The organism is Mycobacterium vicinigordonae, assembly GCF_013466425.1.
Classification (GTDB): Bacteria; Actinomycetota; Actinomycetes; order Mycobacteriales; family Mycobacteriaceae; genus Mycobacterium; species Mycobacterium vicinigordonae.
The window spans coordinates 3,364,947-3,384,798 of record NZ_CP059165.1 but is presented as its reverse complement, the minus strand read 5'-3'; the positions used below and the strand labels follow the sequence as shown (position 1 = coordinate 3,384,798).

Sequence of the window (19,852 nt, the reverse complement as noted above, 5' to 3'; positions counted from 1 at the left end):
ATAACAACGTATTTCAGCGGGGGTCAGGCGCTCCTCCCCTTGAGCGCCATGAAATTAAATCGCTGGATAGCCTTCTCGAAAAGGAGATATTCCCCAATCGGCTACCACACCGATAGCATTTCGGCATCAAGGCCAATGCAAGGAGCGCATGATGACGGATAGACACAGAATCCTGGCGGTCCGCGTGGCACTGGCGGCGCTGATTACGGCGATGGGAGCGATGATGCTGGCAGGCTGCCCGGTCGATGCCGGGCAGCCCCTCCAGCCGCGCGCCACCGACGTGGTGGTCCGCTGAAAGCCCAACTTGTGACGGGGCCCGAACGGTGGACCGAGGTTTATCCGGCCAGCGCGGCCAATGCCGCGTCGTAATCCGGCTCCTGGGCAATCTCGGGCACCAGCTCGGTGTAGGCGACCTTGCCGTCCGCACCGATCACCACGACGGCCCGCGCCAGCAATCCGGCCATCGGCCCGTCGACCAGCGTGACGCCATAGTCCTCGCCGAAACTGTCGCGAAACGCCGATGCTACCGCCACATTCTCCAAGCCCTCGGCGCCGCAGAACCGCATCTGGGCGAACGGCAGATCCTTGGAGACGCATACCACCGATGCACCGCTCGCGCCGGCTCGCTCGTTGAACTTGCGCACACTGGACGCGCATACGGGGGTATCTATGGACGGAAAGATGTTCAGCAACACCGGCTTACCCGTGAACTGCTCGTTGCTGAGCGGGCTCAGATCGCCGCCCGTCAAGGTGAAGGCGGGGGCTGGGGACCCGACCGCGGGAAGCTCGCCGACTGTGTTGATCGCATTTCCACGCAAGGTTATCTGTGCCATGTACACAGTCTGCCAACGCCCGAATCGCGGTCGTCGACCAGGTCCGCTAAACCGGATCCAAGCTGCGTTTGTCCTAATTTGTGGGATACCTGGCGTAGACGACATGTTGCGGCGGGCAGAGACTGTCCAAATGGCACGCAAAGTAGTGATCGCCGGCTTCCCCGGCGTGCAGGGGCTCGACCTGGTGGGCCCCTACGAAGTCTTCACCGGAGCGTCGCTGCTGACCGAGGGCAATTATGAGGTGGTGGTGGCATCGCGCGATGCGCAACCCATCACCACCCCGGGAGGTCTGGGCTTCGTCGCCACCTCGCTGCCCGACCCTAGTGACGGGATCGACACCGTCGTCCTGCCCGGCGGCGCCGGTGTGAACGAGGCGCGAACCGACACGCAGTTCTTGAATTGGATCAGGACGATCGCACCCTCCGCGCGCCGCGTGGTCAGCGTCTGCACGGGTGCATTTCTGGCCGCCGAAGCGGGGTTGCTCGAGGGCCTTCGCGTAACCACCCACTGGGCCTTCGCAGAACGGTTGGCCAGCGAATTCCCGGACATCGAGGTCGACCCGGACCCGATCTTCATCCGCAGCAGCGAACAAGTGTGGACGGCCGCCGGCGTCACCGCCGGTATCGACCTCGCCCTCGCACTGGTCGAGGACGACCACGGCACCGAGGTGGCCCAGACGGTGGCCCGCTGGCTGGTGCTCTACCTGCGCCGGCCCGGCGGTCAAACGCAGTTCGCCGCGCCGGTATGGATGCCCCGCGCCAAGCGAACCCCGATTCGCCACGTGCAGGAAGCCATCGAGTCCGAGCCCGGCGGGGCACACAGCATCGAGGATCTGGCGCGACGCGCGGCGATGAGCCCGCGGCATTTCACCCGGGTATTCACCGAGGAGGTGGGCGAGGCGCCCGGCCAGTACGTGGAACGGATCCGCACCGAGGCCGCGCGCCGTCAGCTGGAAGAGACTGACGACACCGTCGTCGCCATCGCGTCGCGCTGCGGCTTCGGCACTGCGGAAACCATGCGGCGCAACTTCATTCGTCGGGTCGGCATCCCGCCGGACCAGTACCGCAACGTCTTCGCCTAGACAGGCTAGAGAGGATAGTGATGACGCAAATCGCGTTTGTGGCCTACCCGGGCTTCACCGCCCTGGACATGATTGGCCCCTACGAAGTCCTGCGGCAGCTGCCGGACGCCGATGTGCGGTTCGTCTGGCACGAATCCGGGCCGATCACCGCGGACTCCGGTGTGCTGGTGCTCGGCGCGACACATTCGTTGGCCGAAACACCCGCTCCCGACGTGATTCTGGTGCCCGGGGGGCCGGCCACGCCGGTCCACGCCCGCGACGAGAAGCTGCTCGACTGGCTGCGTCAGGCGCACCGGACCGCCAGCTGGACGACGTCGGTGTGCTCGGGATCGGTGATTTTGGCCGCGGCCGGTCTGCTACAGGACAAACGTGCCACGTCGCACTGGATCTGTCTGCAAGCGCTGAAGATGTTCGGCGCCACGCCCGTCGGCGATGAGCGAATTGTGCGCGAAGGCAGCGTTATTACCAGCGCCGGGGTATCCGCGGGCCTCGACCTGGCAATTTGGCTGGCCGGTCAGATCGGCGGTGAAGGCCGGGCGAAGGCGATCCAGTTGGCCATCGAGTACGACCCGCAGCCGCCGTTCGACTCTGGGCACATGTCCAAGGCCTCGCCCGCCACCAAAGCTGCTGCCACTGCATTGCTGTCGAAGGACAGCGTCACGCCGGCAACCCTGAAGTCCGTCACGCTACTGGCCTGGGAGCGGGCCCTGGCGGCGGCCCGCCCGGCCCGACGCAAGCGCCAACTGGCCTAGTCGCCGAACGTGGAGCCGATGCGCGAAAAGCGTTAAGAGCAAGTACATATCCCCCTCGGCATCACGGCGCAGTGTCGCGCTGGTGATCGCCACGGGGCTGCGGGACGGTATCCGTGGCGAGCTTGCCGCCCGCGCGCAGCCAGGCACCCACCACTCGCGGCGCGTCGCGATTCGGGTTGTAAATGTCTTCCTCGGACGAGAACAGGCCGTCGCCGGCGTAGACCAGCCGGGTCCAGTTCGGGAACCAGAATGGCTCGCCGTCCGGATCGGTGGGATGGTCGAGCAAGTTCCTGATCATGACGACGACAGCGTCGTTGTCCTCGTCGTAGGCCGTCCAGTCCGAAGGAAACCGCATGTGTGGAAACGGTGCCATGACATCGACGATCCACTCCCGCACCGCCTCGCGGCCGTGGAAAACACCATAGTGGTGTTCGGTGTAGACGACGTCTTCGGTGAACAGGTCAGCGAACGGGCGCCAGTCGCCGGAGGCGGAGCACCCCTCGACAACGGTGGTGTAGTGCTTAACGGCTTCTTCGATCTCAGCTTTGGAGAACTTGCCCATAAACGGACACACTAGAACCTATGAGCGTCATGGAGCTGTTCGACCTGCGCGGCAAGCGGGCCCTAGTGACTGGGGCGTCCAGCGGTATCGGTAGGAGTGTTGCCCTGGCTTATGTCGAAGCCGGAGCCGAATTAGCCATTGCCGCAAGGAACTTGGATACTTTGGAGGTGTTGGCTGAGGAGATTGCCGCGGCAGGTGGCAGGGCCGTCCCGATTGCCTGCGACGTCACCCGGCAGGACCAGGTGACCGCTATGGTCGCCCGGGCGACCGAGCAGTTGGGCGGCATCGATATCGCGGTCTGCAACGCCGGCATCGTCTCGGTCACCCCGCTGCTGGATATGCCGCTCGAGGAGTTCGAGCGCGTCCAGAACACCAATGTCATCGGCGTCTTCCTCACCGCGCAGGCAGCGGCCAAGGCGATGGTCGGGCAGGGGCGGGGTGGGTCGATCATCACCACCGCATCGATGTCGGGTCGCATAGTCAACATTCCGCAGCAGGTGGGCCACTACTGCACGTCCAAGGCGGCCGTGATTCACCTGACCAAGGCCATGGCGGTGGAGTTCGCGCCGCACGGCATCCGGGTCAACAGCATCAGCCCGGGCTACATTATGACCGAGCTAGTCGAACCGCTCGCACAGTATCACCGGCTGTGGGAGCCCAAAATCCCGCTGGGACGCATCGGCCGGTCCGAAGAACTCACCGGCCTCTATTTGTATCTGGCCAGCGCGGCATCCAGTTACATGACCGGCTCCGACTTGGTGATCGACGGTGGTTACTGCCTGCCGTGAGTTCGACCGCGCGACATTAGTGAATAAGGCAGGGTCTGCCGAAGTAGGTTCGTACGCCAGGCGAATAGAGTGCGCGCAGCCGGTTACCGCAGCGGTGCACGCCGGCCGCCTCCACCAGTTCGTCGTGCAGTTCGTGGACCTCCGCCACCTGCAGCGGCCATTGCACATGTTCGTTGGGAATCCACCAGGTTTGGCCCGCCTTGCGGGTATGTGCGCCCCAGCGCGCGGTCAGCCACACCTCCAAGGGGGTAGGCGTGACCACGTCGCCGACGGTGACCGTCATCAGAGTGCGCAGCCCGCGCCGAGGCCAGCGGCGAATGCTGTGATATGTAATCTCGTTGCTGGACTTGGACATTCGCATTTTCGCCCAGGTGTACGGGACGCCGAGGCCGATCCTGGTAACGGGTACCACCGCTAGCCGAGCGGTTTCCAGCGACCGGAACAGTACGCCGTGGTGCCCGGCGGCGTCGACCGAGTACAGTCGCACGTTCGTCTCCAGGAACCGCCCGAAATACGGAAGCGGCACTGCGGAGCCGACTTTGGTGTAGGACATCGCGAACGGGATCAGACCGACATAGGTCATCCCGTCGGCGAACACGTCGGGGCGGGTGCCCGACGGGTACATATGAGCGATGCTCTCCGGGTGCACCGGCCAGTGCACGAAGGTCAGGTCGGCCCAGTGCTGATCGAAGGTGACCGGGCGCGGGAGCGCCGGCGGTGTAACGGGATAGCCCGATAACTCCGCAGCGTCGCCGGGATCTGCTGCGGCGGGATTGTGATTATCAGTGCACACCCAGGGTGCCGTCCAGGTATGTGGCGCGGCAGGCGACCCGAGCGAGCTTGCCGCTGGTGGTGCGTGGGATGGCGCCGGCCGGCAAGAAACGCACGTCGGCAACCGAAACCCTGTGTCTGGCAAGCACTGCCGCACGGATGGCGTTCTTGGCCGGCTCTGGGTCGCTGCGACTGGTGCCGGTGGCGCGCTCAGCGATCACCACCAAACCGTCCGGCGACGCGAAAGCGGTGACATATCCGCGGCGCACCATCGGCGAGGCCTCGGCGACGGTAGCCTCTATGTCTTGCGGATAGTGGTTTCGTCCGTCGATGGTCACCAGGTCGGCGATCCGGCCGGTGATGTACAGCTCGCCGTCGAGGTACACGGCCAGGTCGCCGGTACGCAGCCAGTCGCCGTCGAGGTCGGCGCCGACCGCGTGACTGCCGGCATCGCGCGTTACCCCCAACTTGGCGCCAAACGTCAGCTTCGTTTCCTCGGGCCGCCCCCAATATCCGCGCCCAACGTTGTTGCCCTGCAACCACACTTCACCGACCCGGCCGTCCGGCAGCTCGGTTCCGGTGTCAGGGTCCACCACCACGGCCCACAGGCTGCGAGCCACCTGGCCGCACGACACCTGCACTACGGCGGTGGGGTCCTCAGCGCTCACCCGCACTGCGTATCCAGCACCCAGCCGCTCGCGGTCCAAGTGGATGACCGATGTCTCGGCGGCGTGGTCGATGGTGGCGATCATCAGGGTCGCCTCGGCGATGCCATAGGACGGCTTGAACGCGGTACGCGGTAATCCGAAGGGCGCGAACGCATTATTGAATGACGTCACCGCATCGATGCTGACCGGCTCGGAACCGATGATCAGGATGACATTGCCGAGGTCGACGTCGTCGCCGGATGCCGGCAGGCCGCGCTGGGCCGCCCACTCGTAGGCGAAGTTCGGCGCGGCGGTGACCACTCGCCCGGTCCGCGAACCCTCCGACAGGGCTTGTATCCAGCGCAGCGGTCGGCGCACGAATGCCGTCGGCGACATCAATGTGGTATGACCGCCGTACACCGTCGGGAAGCCGATCATCGACAACCCCATGTCGTGATACAGCGGCAACCAGCTGACTCCGTGGGTGTTCCGGTTCAACAGGTCGATCGACAGGATCATCTGGACCAGGTTGGTGGCGACTGCGCGGTGGGTGATCTCCACGCCGATCGGCGGTCGCGTGGCACCCGAGGTGTACTGCAGATACGAGACTGCGTCCATGTCCAGGTGGGTAGCGGAGAACCGGTCGGCGGCCGCGTCGGGAATCTCGTCGATGACCAGGACGTGCGGCTGGTTCAGCCGCGGAAGTGTGCCCAGAAAGTCTTCGATGGCGCGTTTGGCCGCGGTCGTGGTCAGGACCACCGCTGGTTGCGAATCGCGCAGCGCCGTTTCGAGGCGCTCGGCATGTCCAGGCAGTTCAGGGGCGAACAGTGGCACCGCAATCGTGCCCGCCTTGATCGCCGCGTAGTAGCCGACCACCCAGTCGATGCTCTGCGGTGCCAGGACCGCAACCCGCTCCCCCGGGCCAGCGAGTTGCTGAACACGTGCGCCGACGGCACGCAGCCGGACTCCGAACTGGGCCCACGTAACTTCCTTGGCGCGGCCCTCCCCCGCCCCACTGTGGTCCAGGAAACGATAGGCGACTGTGTCGCCTACGCATCTGATGTTGCGGTCGATCAACGAGATCAAGGTGGTATCCGGCGGCAATACGATGTTTCCGTCGACGCCGAGGCAATCCTCGATTTGCAGCAGGCCGTCGCGCACCGCAGGTCTCGACCCGGCACCGCCATTCATACGCGCAGTCTATAAACCGGTGCCTGCCGAACCGGATAAGCAACGGTGTGGTCCCCGACACCGTCAAGGGTCGGGGGCTAAAACGACGACTATTCGCCGGCCGCGGGCTCGTGGTGATCCGGGTCGTGGTAGGCCGAACCGAAATGCGGCACCTGCACGGGGCCGTCCCTGCGCGCAGCCGAGACGGCGCTGGTGAGCAACGGGGCCAGGCCGGCGAAGGATCCGACGTCGAACAACAGCAACGTCAATAGGCGGTTGTGCACATAACCGAACGCACTGCCAGTCTCCGGGTCCGCCCACCCGACCGTGCCGCCCAGTCCGATGTGACCGTAACCCTCCAAAAAGCCCGGTACGGGCGAAGATTGGTAGCCCTGGTGATAGGTGAAAGGAAGACCCAGGTTCAGATCCGGCCAGAACTCGGACTTTCCCTTCATTCCGGCTACCGCCTCCGAGGACAGCAGCCGGGTGTCGTCGATGACGCCGTCGTTGGCCAGCACCGCGTAGGTCTTGGCCAGCGCGCGGGCCGTCACCACGCCGTTGACTGCCGGCAGTTCGCCGTCCAGGAACGGCATGTCGTCCTGCAGCATCGACATGATGCCGGGGAAGTAGATCGAGCCGAGCAGCCCGGAAAACGACAGCCCAGCCACCTTCGGAGCGATGAAGTCCAGCAGCGGTGTCGGAATCTTGGCTTGTGGCAGTAAGGTCTGCGCCGCCGTCGTCGGACAGCCGCCCGGCGGGCGGCCGAGATGGAGACCGTCGGTGTTTAGCGGTCTGGCCAGCTCTTCGCGGAACAGCTCGCGCATCCCTTTGCCGGTCACCGCGCGGGCGAGGCCCGACAGCAACCACCCGTAGGTGATCGCGTGGTAGGCCATTTTGCCGTGGGCGCGGCCCGCCGTCGCCGCGGCGAGTCGCTTCTCCATCAGCAGGTGATCCATGATGGTGTCCTTGTCGACACCTTTGAGATGCGACAGGCCGGCGCGGTGCCGCAACATATCGCTGACCGTGATCTCGGACTTGCCGTTCACGCCGAACTCCGGCCAGTAGTCGGCGACCGGTGCGTCGTAGGACAGCAGGCCGCGGTCGACGAGAAGGTGAATGATAGTGGCCGCCAAGCCTTTTGTGGCCGAGAACACCATGGCCCCGGTGTCGGCGGTCCACGGCACCTCGCCCTTGCGGTCGGCATATCCCGTCCACACGTCGACCACTTGACGGCCCTCGACGTAAACGGACAGCGCCCCGCCGCCGAACTTGCGTCCCGGATACAGCCCGGCGAACGCGCGGATGACGTTCAGGAAATGCGGATCGCATGCACCTTGAACGCCAGAAGGTAAGCCGTTGTCGGTGGTGAGAAGAGACGATTGCGCCATAACGTGAATGATTACAGCCACCACCGTGCTCATCGCACCGGAATGACGATTTTCCGATGCGATCGCCGGCGACGGCGCCAAAAATCGTTTGCGGGTACTCAGCGGGGCTGTTAGGAATACAGCCATGGACAGGAGCAGCGGCATCTCAGCGTGAGCTTCGGCTCGCACCGGTTTCTCGCATCACTTCGTCCTCGAAGGGCTCGCCCATGTCTGACGCCCGCGTCGTCTGTTCCAACCTGTCGTTCTCCTGGCCCGACGGCACCCGAGTGCTTGAGCACATGTCGTTCACTTTCGACACCGGCCGCACCGGCCTTGTCGCACCCAACGGTGCGGGCAAGACCACGCTGCTGGAACTGATCGCCGGGCGCCTGCTACCCGATCAAGGAGTCGTGTCGGTGCATGGAGTGCTCGGTTATCTACCGCAGCGCCTGCCGTTCGCCGCGGAGCCTTCCTCGAATCTATCCGTGGCCGAAGTGCTGGGCGTTGCACCGGTTTTGGCGGCACTGGACGCGCTGGATGCCGGAGACGTCCGCGACGAGGTGTTCACTGCGATCGGTGACGACTGGAATGTCGGCGAGCGGGTTGGCGTCGAATTGGAACGTGTCGGCCTCGGCCATCTCGCACTGGATCGTCCGTTACGGACCATTTCCGGCGGCGAGATCGTTGCACTGGGTTTGGCGGCACAGCTTCTGCGCCGACCCGATGTGCTGGTGCTCGATGAGCCCACCAACAACCTCGACGTGGACCAGCGGCAGCGCCTCTACCGGGTGCTCGACGGTTACACCGGTTGCCTGGTGCTGGCCAGCCACGACCGCTCGCTACTGGACCGCATGGATCGAATCGCAGAGTTGCGGGTCGACGAGATCCGTTTGTACGGCGGCGATTTCACATTCTACGAGAGGGTGGTAGAGCGGGATCGGGAGGTCGCTCGGCAGGGACTGCGCAATGCCGAACTCGACTTGGAACGGCAGAAACGGGCCAGGCAGAGCGCTCGCGAACGTGCCGCTCGACGGAACCGAAACGCGGTGCGAAATCGCCGAGACCTTGGCCTGCCCAAGGCGCTACTCGACAAACGACAGAGCAGCGCCCAAGAATCTGCGGGCCGGGCATACCAGACGCACACGGCCCGCATCGAAGCCGCCTCCGCGCGAGTCGACGAGGTTGAACGTGAGCTGCGGGCTGAACCGGTCCTCGTCGTCGATTTGCCCGATACCCAGGTGCCGGCCGGCCGCACAGTCTTTGCCGGCTCAGGTATCCAGATTTTGCTTGACGGGACACCCTTATTTGCCGAGCCGGGCGTCGACCTGGTGATTCGCGGTCCCGAGCGGATCGCGCTGACCGGCCCCAACGGCGCCGGCAAATCCACCTTGCTGCGGGCGATCAGCGGCCAGGTTGCCGTGCAGGGCTCTCGTGCGGTGTTCGGTCCGGTCGGCTACCTGCCGCAGCGGCAGGATGTCCTGAGCATGGAGCAGACCGTCGCCGAGAACCTCGCCGCGTACGCACCCGCAATGTCCCAAGCCGACCGCATGACGCGGCTGGCGCGCTTTCTCTTCCCCGGTCCGGGGGCACACCAGACTGTCGGCACGCTCTCCGGCGGCGAGCTGTTGCGGGCGACCCTGGCCTGTCTGCTCAGTGCCGAACCACCTCCGCAGCTGCTGTTGCTCGACGAACCCACCAACAACCTGGACTTACCGAGCGTCGCGCAACTACAGAGTGCGCTGACCGCCTACCAAGGCGCACTCGTGATCGTCAGCCACGACGAGCGGTTCCTGCACGAACTGGACCTCGATCGGCGGCTGTTGCTGGAGGGTGGACGACTCCGGGTCATCGCGACTCGGACCTGATCATCTGCGCAGGTCAGGTACCGCGACCGAACACTCGGACGCTGCGCGGTAGGGTACCCGGCAGCACCAACTCGGGCAGTCGGCATATTGGGGAGTCAGCCATGACGGGACGCACGTTCTCTTTCGAGGTCAATAAGACCACCAGCGCACCGCCCGAGATCGTGTTCCGCCTGGTGGCCGATGGTGCCAACTGGAAAGACTGGGCCAAGCCGATCGTCGTGCAATCCAGCTGGGCTCGCGAGGGCGACCCGGCCCCCGGAGGCGTCGGCGCCGTTCGCAAGCTCGGCATGTTTCCAGTGTTCGTGCAGGAGGAGACCGTCGAGTACGAACAGGACCGACGGCACAAGTACAAGCTGGTGGGTCCGCGCCAGCCCGTCAACGACTATTTCGGCGAGGTTGTCTTGACCCCGACCGCCTCCGGGGGCACCGACATCCGCTGGAGTGGGTCGTTCACCGAGAAGGCCCGCGGCACCGGTGCCGCGGCAAAGGCGGCGATGGGCGGTGCGGTCAAGTTTTTCGCCGGCAAGCTGGTGCAGGCGGCTGAGCGCGAGGCCGCAAAAGTTTAACCCGTTGCCGCGCAACGCTAATTCGCGCCAACCTCGTCCTGGTACTTCTTTGTCATGTGCTCTATGGCCTCTATTTGGGTCGCGGCCAGGTCGTCGCGCATCTGACCGGCTCGCCCCGCAGCGTCCAAAGTTGGCTGGGCCTGGCCCTGGAAATGCGGAATCACTTCCGCGGCAAACAGTTCTGCCGAACGCCGGGTTGCCGCGGGGTTGGCCCACTCGTGGCCCATTTGCAGCATGCAACCGAAGCCGCCGGATTGTTCCCACAGCCGCTGTACCTGTTCGCGGGCGCGTTCGGGGGTGCCGATGACCCCGGCGCCGTTCGCGTTGATCATGTCGATCATTTCGTCGAGATGGTCGCCCGGCATGGTCATTTGCGGGAAGGCGGCGATCTTCTGGAAGTAGCGGAACCACGGCTCGATACCGAATTTCACGTCGGCGCGAGCTTGCTCGTCAGTCTCTGCGATATGCATCGGCCCGACCAGGCTCCAGTTGCTTCGGTCGACGGTGGTCCCGAATTTCGCGGCGCGCTCCTCCACTATGCCCCAGTGATAGGCGAGTGCGTCGAAGCCCTCGATCACCAGGGTGGCGCCAATGGACAACAGCCCAATGCCGTGCTTGCCCGCCAGCCGCGCGCCGGTCGGGGACGCGACAGCCGCGACGGCCAGCGGAATTCCGCCATCCGAATACGGGGCCAATTGCAGCTTGGCGTCGACGAGTTGATGGGTGGGGGTCTTGGCGCTTACCGTCTCCCCCGCCAGCAGACGGACCACGATGTCGAGATTGGTCTCGAGTAGCTCACGGGTGTCGGTGGGCGTTAGCCCGATCATGGACGAGTCGGTGGGTAGCGAGCCGGGTCCCATGCCGCCGATGATGCGGCCGTGGGTGAGGTGGTCGAGCAACATCAGCCGGTCCGCGACCCACAGCGGGTTGTGGTACGACAGCGAGATGACGCCGGTGCCGAACCGAATTCGCTTGGCGCGCTGCGCCGCTGCGCCGATGAACACCTCAGGGGAGCTGATGATCTCGCTGCCTGCCGAATGATGTTCGCCGATCCACGCCTCGTCGTAGCCGAGCGCGTCGAGGTGTTCGACGAACTCCAGGTCACGCTGCAGCGCGAGGGTCGGATTGGTGCCGGCGCGGTGGAATGGTGCGATGAAATACCCGAACCTGAGCTTGGCCATCGGGGTCTCCCTTGCGATCGGCTTTGACCGAACTTTAGCCCGACGACGATGCTCGCCGGAACGGTGGGCTGAGGAGTGGGCCGGTGTTCTTAGCCCGACGACGATGCTCGCCGGAACGGTGGGCTGAGGAGTGGGCCGGTGTTCTTAGCCCGACGACGATGCTCGCCGGAACGGTGGGCTGAGGAGTGGGCCGGTGTTCTTAGCCCGACGACGATGCTCGCCGGAACGGTGGGCTGAGGACCAATCCCCACCAAATAGCAGTCGAGGGCCGGGTAGTTACCGGCCCTCGACTACGCAGACTCAACGACTGTGGACGATCACGGGAAGCCGCCGCAGAGGTTGCCGACGCAGCCGCCGCCGCCGCCTGGTCCGCCACCACCTCCGCCAACACCCGGAATGGATCCGCTGCCGCCGCCGGGGCCGCCGCCGCCGGTGGGGCCGCCGGGAATGCTGCCGCCACCGCCGTTGGGTCCACCGCCACCGGTGGGGCCGCCTGGGACGCTGCCGCCTCCGCCGCCCGGACCACCGGTGCCGCTGGGTCCCGTAGGCGCGGGCGAGGTTTCCGACGGTCCAGGAGTGCCGGCAGGCGCGGACGTCGACGTAACCGACGCCGGAGTCGTCGGGGTGGTGCTGCTGCCGGGCGACTTGTTGTCATTGTGGCCGCAGGCAACGGCCATAACCAGCATGGCTCCCCCGCCGAAGACTGCGAAGGCCGTCCTGGCTTCAGATCTCATCAGTTTCACCAAACTCCACTCTCGACTCGATTGGGGCGCGCATCGCATACCCCCTGACTCGTGGGTGGAAACTTGCTCTACCGAGGGTCACGGCCGAGCCGAGCGAGCAGCTGCGACTGTGGGTTGCTGCCGGGGTCTACCACGACGAGCGGCCCGAACATCCCCGAGGCGCTCAGGGCTGCTGCGTCGGCAGGCGGGTGGTCCAAGAAGTGCCGGCACCAACCGGGATCGAGAACGTCGTCGGCCCCGACCGCGCGCGCCAGGTCCCACGCGTGGATCAGGACGTCCTGGGTCAGCCGCGGCAATAGATCGGACCGTTCGTCGAGCGCTGCGATAGGCCCAAGGGCCAATTCGAGCCGCTCATACGTGAGTTGCCAGCGCTTCCGCGGATCGTCACGTGGCCGTTCTGGCTTCAAACCCAGTGGGCGCAACAGCAGCACATCATGGAAGCCGATCACATGCTCCACGATTGCTCGGGCATCCCAGTCGGGGCATGGCGTGGCTCGCTCCCACTTTCCTTCTGCGGCTTGCACCGCCGACGAGAACCGCCGGCATACCGCCAAATGAAACTCGCCGAGCCTGGCGTACATCCCGGTAATCCTGCCGCACGTGGGCTTCGGCGGCTTCCGATTCCAGGACGGTGATATCCGGCGCGATGCAGGTGAGCGCGTTCGGGTTGATGATTGATCGACGTCCTCTGATCGAATCATGTGCGGAGGCAATAGTTTTGGCTGAAGCGACACTCACGTACGGAGTTGACCGATTTGCTGGCCTACCGGCCACCTCCGCCGAGAATTCCGGAATTCGGCCGATCTCTTGGGTGGCCTCCGCATCGCTCGCATCGGGCCGAGCGACCATGACTACAGGCGTCGGGACTGCGGCAGCAGAGTGGGCTACTGGGTCAGAGATCTTCTCGCCGGCTGGTGCCACCTCAAATGAACGATTCGAGAGAATTCTGGTAAAACGATAAACCTGCTTTATCGAACTTATTTGCGCGACATCTGAGTCTTGTATGGGACGGAAGGTGTCTGCATCCGAAGATCCCCGTTCTGCGGGCCGAGGTCGGTGGCGGCTGCCGAGATTCATTGGCATGCAACGAAGTCGATGTACCGACCGTTATGGCTCGTTGACACGAATGCCGGAACCTGCGCTCCATTTTTCGTTTGTAAAGTAAATAGTCAGCTTGCTTTATATAATTATAACGGTTTGGTAACGTTTAAATCTCGTTCTGATCAGTACGACACTTCTGTCTGCGGGTGACCCCGTAGCTTGACCGCTACGTCAGCAGCTGGATGGCGACCAAGGGCCCGGGTGGCCGGTTGGGTTCCCGTGAGCTGCTATCGGTGCACGCCAATCTGAAAGAGGTCTTGGCAATGAACTTTGCTGTGCTGCCCCCAGAGATCAACTCGGCCCTCATCTACGCCGGCGCTGGATCGGAACCGATGCTGGCCGCCGCGGCGGCCTGGGATGCCCTCGCTGAAGAACTCGCCACTGCCGCAAATTCTTTCGGGTCTATAACGTCCAATTTGATCAATGGGGCGTGGCAGGGTCCGGCTGCGGCAGCGATGACGGCCGCCGCCTCTCCCTATGCGGGATGGCTCAGTGCCGCGGCATCGCTGGCAGGGCGATCCGCGGCGCAGGCGGGTGCCATGGCTGCCGAGTTCGAAGCGGTCCGCGCGACGATGGTGCACCCGGAATTCGTGGCCGCCAACCGGCAGGCGTTCGTCTCGCTGGTGCTGTCCAACATTTTCGGACAGAACGCTCCGGCTATCGCCTCCGCCGAGTTCCTCTACGAGGAAATGTGGGCGCTCGACGTGTCGGCAATGGCGGCTTACCACGCCGGCGCCTCGGCGGTCGCCTCCGCACTGGCGCCGTTCGCGCCTTCGCTGCAAGGCCTTGTCAACCTTCCCGGCCAGATCGCCGGTATGGCCGCGGACATACCGGCCGCGGCCGCCACACCCGCATTAACAGCGAGCAGGCTGCTCACCATTAGCCTCGGGTTGGCCAATCTCGGTGGCGGCAATGTCGGCAACGGCAACTTCGGCTACAGCAACTTTGGTGGTGGCAACCTCGGCGAGATGAACCTGGGCTGGGGAAACTCCGGCGCCTGGAATCTTGGCCTCGCCAACTTGGGCGGTGGCAACTTTGGTCTGGCGAACCTCGGCAACGGGAACTTCGGTTTCGGAAATATCGGCACCGGCAATATCGGCTTTGGGAATACCGGTACCAACAATATCGGCTTCGGGCTGAACGGTACGGGGCAGATCGGTATTGGCGGACTGAACTCGGGCTCCGGCAATATCGGATTGTTCAACTCGGGCAACGGAAACATCGGATTCTTCAACTCGGGCAACGGCAATTTCGGTATTGGGAATTCGGGCAGCTTCAACACAGGCTTCTGGAGTTCTGGCTCGGGTAACACGGGTTTGTTCAATGCCGGCTCGTTCAATACTGGCGCCGTGAATGTCGGGGATGCAAATACCGGCAATTTCAACGTCGGTAACTTCAACATGGGAAACTTCAATCCGGGAGCCTCGAACACTGGCTCCTTCAACACCGGCTCCACCAATACTGGGTTCTTCAATTCCGGCAACATTAACACCGGTCTTTGGAACCTTGGTGACATGAACAACGGCCTCTTCAACACGGGCCAAGCCAACAACGGCATCTTCTATCGTGGTGTCGGACAGGGCAGCCTCCAATTCGCGATCACCACACCCGACTTGACGCTCCCTCCGCTGGAGATACCCGGCATCTCAATTCCCGGCTTTGACCTTCCGGCACTGAGCATTCCGCCGATCAATGTGCCGCCGATTTCCATTCCGGCGGGTACGGCGTTGGGGGCGTTCAACTTGCCGACGTTGAGTATTCCGGCGCTGAATGTGCCGTCGATCTCGATTCCGGCGGGTACGGCGTTGGGGGCGTTCAACTTGCCGACGTTGAGTATTCCGGCGCTGAATGTGCCGTCGATCTCGATTCCGGCGGGTACGGCGTTGGGGGCGTTCAACTTGCCGACGTTGAGTATTCCGGCGCTGAATGTGCCGTCGATCTCGATTCCGGCGGGTACGGCGTTGGGGGCGTTCAATCTGCCGACGTTGAGTATTCCGCCGCTGAATGTGCCGTCGATCTCGATTCCGGCGGGTACGGCGTTGGGGGCGTTCAATCTGCCGACGTTGAGTATTCCGGCGCTGAATGTGCCGTCGATCTCGATTCCGGCGGGTACGGCGTTGGGGGCGTTCAATCTGCCGACGTTGAGCATTCCGCCGATCAACGTGCCGCCGATCTCGATTCCGGCGGGTACGGCGTTGGGGGCGTTCAACTTGCCCAAGCTGAGCATTCCGGCGATCAACGTGCCGTCGTTCACCCTTCCCTCGGGGACGTTGATCGGTGGGTTCGAGCTGCCCGGGTTAGGTATTCCCGCGATTAGTGTGCCGCCGATATCGATTCCGGCGGGCACGGCCCTGGGCGGGTTCAATCTGCCGGCGTTGAGCATTCCGGCGATCAGCGTGCCATCGATTTCTATTCCGGCGGGCACCGCGATCGGTGGATTCAATCTGCCCGCAATTAGTACGCCGTCAATTCATGTCAACGGTATTTCGACTGGCCAATTCACGTTACCTAGCATCGGCTGGTCCAGTATCATCAGCACACCTTTGATTGAAGTTAGCGGCTTTGCTGTCCCGTTTACTCTCTCTTACTGGACTAACGTACTTACGCTGCAGGCGCCGCTTAACCTCGAACCCGCTAATATAAGCGGTGCTTTCGCGGTGGATAATTTCTTCCTGCCCTATCTCAGGATCTATCCGTACTCGCTATCCGCCCCTATCACGGTAGGCGGCTTCACGCTCCCCGACTTCACGATCCCCGGTATCAATGTGTCCCCGATCAGCGTGGCTGGCTTTAGCCTCCCGAGTATCACCACACCGGCATTCAGCACGCCGCCGTTGACAATCAACCCGATCGGGGCGGGAGCATTTAGCCTTCCGAATATCACGACTCCGGCGTTCTCGACGCCGCCTTTGACGATCAACCCCATTTCGGTCCAGGCGTTCACTCTTCCGAGTGTCACGACTCCGGCGTTCTCGACGCCGCCGTTGACGGTTGGCCCGATTGGGTTGAGCAGCTTCACGTTGCCCGATATCACGACTCCGGCGTTCTCGACGCCGCCGTTGACGGTTGGCCCGATTGGGTTGAGCAGCTTCACGTTGCCCGATATCACGACTCCGGCGTTCTCGACGCCGCCGTTGACGGTTGGCCCGATTGGGTTGAGCAGCTTCACGTTGCCCGATATCACGACTCCGGCGTTCTCGACGCCGCCGTTGACGGTTGGCCCGATTGGGTTGAGCAGCTTCACGTTGCCCGATATCACGACTCCGGCGTTCTCGACGCCGCCGTTGACGGTTGGCCCGATTGGGTTGAGCAGCTTCACGTTGCCCGATATCACGACTCCGGCGTTCTCGACGCCGCCGTTGACGGTTGGCCCGATTGGGTTGAGCAGCTTCACGTTGCCCGATATCACGACTCCGGCGTTCTCGACGCCGCCGTTGACGGTTGGCCCGATCGGGCTGAGCAGCTTCACGTTGCCCGACATCACCACCGCGGCATTCACCACCCCGGCCCTGAGCATTCCTCCGTTCGGCTTGTCGCCGTTCACCACACCACCGATCACCATCCCGAGCATCCACCTGCCGAGCACGACTATCGCCTCGATCTCGTTCCCCCCGGCACCGGGCTACCTGAATTCGAGCGTCAATCCATCGTCGGGATTCTTCAATTCCGGCATCGGCGGGAACTCGGGCTTTGCCAACAACGGCGCGGGTCTGTCGGGTTGGTGGAACTCCAACGGACCGGGCCTGCTCGGTGGATCGGGATCTCAGAACTACGGCGGCCTGATCTCCGGATTCAACAACATTGGCAGCGGCATCTCCGGCTTCGCCAACACCGGTGCACTGGGCGTAGCAGTAACCAACTTCGTCTCAGGCCTGGCCAACATCGGTAACAACCTGTCGGGCCTATTCTTCCAGGGAACGACATAAGCCTCATCTCAACGTAATTCGCGCCCATCCTCGGGACGGGCGCGAATTACGTTTGACGGGGCTAGGTTTCGGCAATCAGTCCTGTTTGAGGATCAATTTCCGCAGCGCTTCTTGGTCAGGCTTCAACAGCTCCTCGATACGAGGCTTGTTGACCTCAGCGACGATGATCTCGCCGACCTCCTGGTAAACCTCGCTGAAGATGCCGTGCGACTTCATCTTCTCGGTCTGATACTGGTTGTCCTCGGTCGGCGTGACGTAGTACACCGCGTCGGCCTTGAACCGATGCACCAGCCACAGATGGATCAACGTCATCAGCCGCTTTTGCCGAAGCTTCTCGGCGAAGGTGTTTTGATCGCGAACCTGCAGAATGCTGCGGCCGTGTCGGTCCTTGATGGGGTCGACGACGACGTTAGCTAGCTGGTCTTCGCCTTCGCCGTAGATACCGAGTTCGAGCACATCGCTGCCGGCCCGGCGGGGGCGCAAGGTGACACGCAGTTTCTCACCGAGCTGGTAGTGGTCACTCCACAGCCCCAGCCATTCCTCGAGCAGCTTCTTGGGCACCTCGGTCTGCACCAGATGCTGATGCTGCGTAGAGCCCTTGCCCATCGACTTTGTGGTGGCGGTGCGGCCCGAGGAGGCGGCCAGCGCCGCATCGCTGCGCGGTCCGCCGACCAGAGTCTGCGGGGTCCGATACGGCGACTCGACCAAACGCATCTTGCGCTGCAGCCGGGCCAGCGCCAGCATCCCGTCCTGCCTGAGGTTGGTGGCGAACTCTTCGGCGGCGACACCGTCGATTTGGTGTCCGCCGTAGGTGATGAAGTTGAAGACGAAGCCCATCTTGCCGAGTTCCGCCGGGAACTGCTTCATCTCGTCGTCGCTCATGCCGGTGGTGTCCCAGTTGAACGACGGCGAGAGGTTGTAGGCCAGCATCTGGTCGGGGAACTTGGCGTGGATCGCGTCGGCGAACTGCTTGGCGTCGGCCAAGTCTGCGGTCTTGGTCTCCATCCAGAGAATGTCGGCGAATGGTGCCGCGGCCAACGACTTGGCGATTGCATAGGGGATCCCGCCGCGGATCTGGTAGTAGCCCTCCGGCGTCTTGGTCAGCTCGCAATCCCAGCTAGCTTCGGCACCAAGCTCTTTGGCCTTTGCCCGGGCCGAGTACAGGGACGCGGTCGCGGCGAACTCACGCCACTCGTCGGGGCTCATGGTGCTCGGTTCGCCTTCGCTTTCGCCGAACTGCAGCACCTCGGCCACCGCCTCGCCGTAGGTCATCACGCCGGCGTCTTCCTCCCACGCCGCCACGAACTTCGATTCGACATGGTCGAACAGGTCGTCAACCGATTCCGCAGCTTCCGATTTCCACGAGGTGACCGCGTCTGAGATCAGCCCGTGGATGCCGTGGCGTTCCAGCCACGCGTCAGCCGCCGCGTATTCACCGGCGCTGAGCGCATAGAGCAGGTGGCCGTTGATGTCCTCGAGCCCCAGGTCATAGAAGCGCCGGACCATGGCCAAGAAGCATCCTTTGTAGGACGGGATGTTCAGGTTGGTGGCGCCGAGTAGGAAAGGCTGGTCGCGTTCGTCGCCGCGGCTGTCGATGAGGTTTGCCGCCTCGGCGTCGGTACGCGCAACGATGATGCCGGGCACGTTCATGATGTCGAGTTGGAAGCGGGCGGTGTTGAGTCGCTTGATCTGCTCATCGGACGGCACCAGAACCTTGCCGCCCTGGTGACCACATTTCTTGGTCCCCGGGCGCTGGTCCTCGATGTGGTAGCCCGGCACACCTACCTCGACGAAACGCCGAATCAGGTTGCGCACGTGTGGGTCTCCTCCGTGGCCGGTGTCGGCGTCGGCGATGATGAAGGGCCGAAAGTCATAAACGGTAGCTGCGGCGCGCTGCTTTTCGTTCATCTGCAGGCGGAGGTACTCCTGATTGCGATCCGCAGTGAGCAGGGCGCGGACCAGAACCGCGGCGTCATCGGGCACTTGGCTCAGCGGGTAGCTGGCGAGATCTGGTCCAGGGTCTTCGGTGATGGACCCTTTGGCCGAGGTCGCCCAACCGCCCAGATAGATCGCCTCGATGCCCATCCGTTTCATGCTCACGGCTTGCCCCGGCGAATACGGGCCGAAGGTGGTGATGCTCTTCTTCTCGGCAAAGAGTTCACGCAAGCGTGGATAGAAGGCGGTCGCTGCCTCACGTGCCACGGTGTAATCGACGGAAATGGTGCCGCGCTGCTCGACAACCTGTCGCGCGGTATAGAGGCGCGTGATTCCGTCGAATCGCGAGCTGGCGAAGTACCGCTCGGTGGCGGCAACCTCTTGTTCGAACTGTGAATGGACCGCATTGTCCGTTTCGGCGATCGCCATGGCCTTTCGCTCCTCCTCAGCCCTGATTCCCCTGACGCCAGTGAGTCTATGCCCCCGGATAGTGAGCTGGGTCACCGGATGAGGTCATCGCGGAGGGGTCCGGGGCCTGCCTAGCGTGCGCCACGGCGGTCAACA

General features: G+C 63.7%; 16 protein-coding genes. 7 read left to right on the top strand and 9 right to left on the bottom strand.

The features are described from left to right. Positions 1 to 151: 151 nt before the first annotated feature. On the top strand, positions 152 to 295 hold the full coding sequence (locus H0P51_RS15305; RefSeq protein ID WP_180913665.1) for a hypothetical protein: 144 nt from the start codon (positions 152 to 154) through the stop codon (positions 293 to 295). Positions 296 to 335: 40 nt separating this feature from the next. On the opposite strand, the gene tpx is transcribed toward H0P51_RS15305, so the two are convergent. Beyond that, positions 336 to 833, bottom strand: a complete 498-nt coding sequence (gene tpx / locus H0P51_RS15300) for a thiol peroxidase (protein WP_180913664.1) — start codon at positions 831 to 833, stop codon at positions 336 to 338. Between the two features lie 130 nt (positions 834 to 963). Here tpx and H0P51_RS15295 point away from each other — a divergent pair, with 130 nt between their 5' ends. Together H0P51_RS15295 and H0P51_RS15290 are read left to right on the top strand one after the other, a co-directional pair. Then, entirely contained in the window at positions 964 to 1,914 is a 951-nt protein-coding gene (locus tag H0P51_RS15295; protein WP_180913663.1) for a GlxA family transcriptional regulator, read from the top strand. Between the two features lie 20 nt (positions 1,915 to 1,934). Then, on the top strand, positions 1,935 to 2,666 hold the full coding sequence (locus H0P51_RS15290; RefSeq protein ID WP_180913662.1) for a DJ-1/PfpI family protein: 732 nt from the start codon (positions 1,935 to 1,937) through the stop codon (positions 2,664 to 2,666). 61 nt (positions 2,667 to 2,727) lie between these two features. On the opposite strand, the gene H0P51_RS15285 is transcribed toward H0P51_RS15290, so the two are convergent. Continuing rightward, a complete protein-coding gene (locus tag H0P51_RS15285) occupies positions 2,728 to 3,228 on the bottom strand; it encodes a nuclear transport factor 2 family protein (protein WP_180913661.1) in 501 nt (166 codons plus the stop codon). A 20-nt stretch (positions 3,229 to 3,248) separates the two neighbouring features. Between H0P51_RS15285 and H0P51_RS15280 the strand changes: the two genes are divergently transcribed. Beyond that, entirely contained in the window at positions 3,249 to 4,016 is a 768-nt protein-coding gene (locus H0P51_RS15280; RefSeq protein WP_180913660.1) for an SDR family oxidoreductase, read from the top strand. Positions 4,017 to 4,032: 16 nt separating this feature from the next. On the opposite strand, the gene H0P51_RS15275 is transcribed toward H0P51_RS15280, so the two are convergent. The 3 genes from H0P51_RS15275 to lipD form a co-directional block, all read right to left on the bottom strand. Further along, positions 4,033 to 4,809 (bottom strand): YqjF family protein, encoded by a 777-nt coding sequence (locus H0P51_RS15275; RefSeq protein ID WP_180913659.1) that lies wholly within the window; start codon positions 4,807 to 4,809, stop codon positions 4,033 to 4,035. Beyond that, positions 4,799 to 6,625 carry a fatty acyl-AMP ligase gene (locus tag H0P51_RS15270; RefSeq protein WP_180913658.1) on the bottom strand — a complete coding sequence of 609 codons (1,827 nt, stop codon included), beginning with the start codon at positions 6,623 to 6,625 and terminating at the stop codon, positions 4,799 to 4,801. Before H0P51_RS15270 ends, H0P51_RS15275 begins: the two co-directional genes overlap by 11 nt. A gap of 89 nt (positions 6,626 to 6,714) precedes the next feature. Next, positions 6,715 to 7,992, bottom strand: coding sequence for a lipase LipD (gene lipD / locus H0P51_RS15265; RefSeq protein ID WP_180913657.1), 1,278 nt, complete (start codon positions 7,990 to 7,992; stop codon positions 6,715 to 6,717). Between the two features lie 206 nt (positions 7,993 to 8,198). On the opposite strand from lipD, the gene H0P51_RS15260 reads away from it, so the two are divergent. Beyond that, complete coding sequence (locus H0P51_RS15260; RefSeq protein ID WP_180913656.1) at positions 8,199 to 9,836, top strand: ABC-F family ATP-binding cassette domain-containing protein; 1,638 nt, start codon at positions 8,199 to 8,201, stop codon at positions 9,834 to 9,836. 101 nt (positions 9,837 to 9,937) lie between these two features. Then, positions 9,938 to 10,402 carry an SRPBCC family protein gene (locus tag H0P51_RS15255; RefSeq protein WP_180913655.1) on the top strand — a complete coding sequence of 155 codons (465 nt, stop codon included), beginning with the start codon at positions 9,938 to 9,940 and terminating at the stop codon, positions 10,400 to 10,402. Positions 10,403 to 10,419: 17 nt separating this feature from the next. On the opposite strand, the gene H0P51_RS15250 is transcribed toward H0P51_RS15255, so the two are convergent. The 3 genes from H0P51_RS15250 to H0P51_RS15240 all read right to left on the bottom strand — a co-directional run bounded on the left by H0P51_RS15250 (position 10,420) and on the right by H0P51_RS15240 (position 12,907). Continuing rightward, a complete protein-coding gene (locus H0P51_RS15250) occupies positions 10,420 to 11,583 on the bottom strand; it encodes an LLM class flavin-dependent oxidoreductase (RefSeq protein WP_180913654.1) in 1,164 nt (387 codons plus the stop codon). Positions 11,584 to 11,900: 317 nt separating this feature from the next. Continuing rightward, the gene (locus H0P51_RS15245; RefSeq protein WP_180913653.1) at positions 11,901 to 12,317 is read right to left on the bottom strand and encodes a hypothetical protein; all 417 of its coding nucleotides are present in this window, start codon (positions 12,315 to 12,317) and stop codon (positions 11,901 to 11,903) included. Between the two features lie 77 nt (positions 12,318 to 12,394). After that, positions 12,395 to 12,907, bottom strand: a complete 513-nt coding sequence (locus tag H0P51_RS15240; RefSeq protein WP_180913652.1) for a maleylpyruvate isomerase family mycothiol-dependent enzyme — start codon at positions 12,905 to 12,907, stop codon at positions 12,395 to 12,397. A gap of 783 nt (positions 12,908 to 13,690) precedes the next feature. Here H0P51_RS15240 and H0P51_RS29245 point away from each other — a divergent pair. Continuing rightward, a complete protein-coding gene (locus H0P51_RS29245) occupies positions 13,691 to 17,353 on the top strand; it encodes a PPE family protein (RefSeq protein WP_425489053.1) in 3,663 nt (1,220 codons plus the stop codon). 75 nt (positions 17,354 to 17,428) lie between these two features. Here the strand turns inward: H0P51_RS29245 and aceA are convergent, their stop codons facing one another. Beyond that, the gene (gene aceA, locus H0P51_RS15215; protein WP_180913649.1) at positions 17,429 to 19,717 is read right to left on the bottom strand and encodes an isocitrate lyase ICL2; all 2,289 of its coding nucleotides are present in this window, start codon (positions 19,715 to 19,717) and stop codon (positions 17,429 to 17,431) included. Between the last annotated feature and the right edge of the window lie 135 nt (positions 19,718 to 19,852).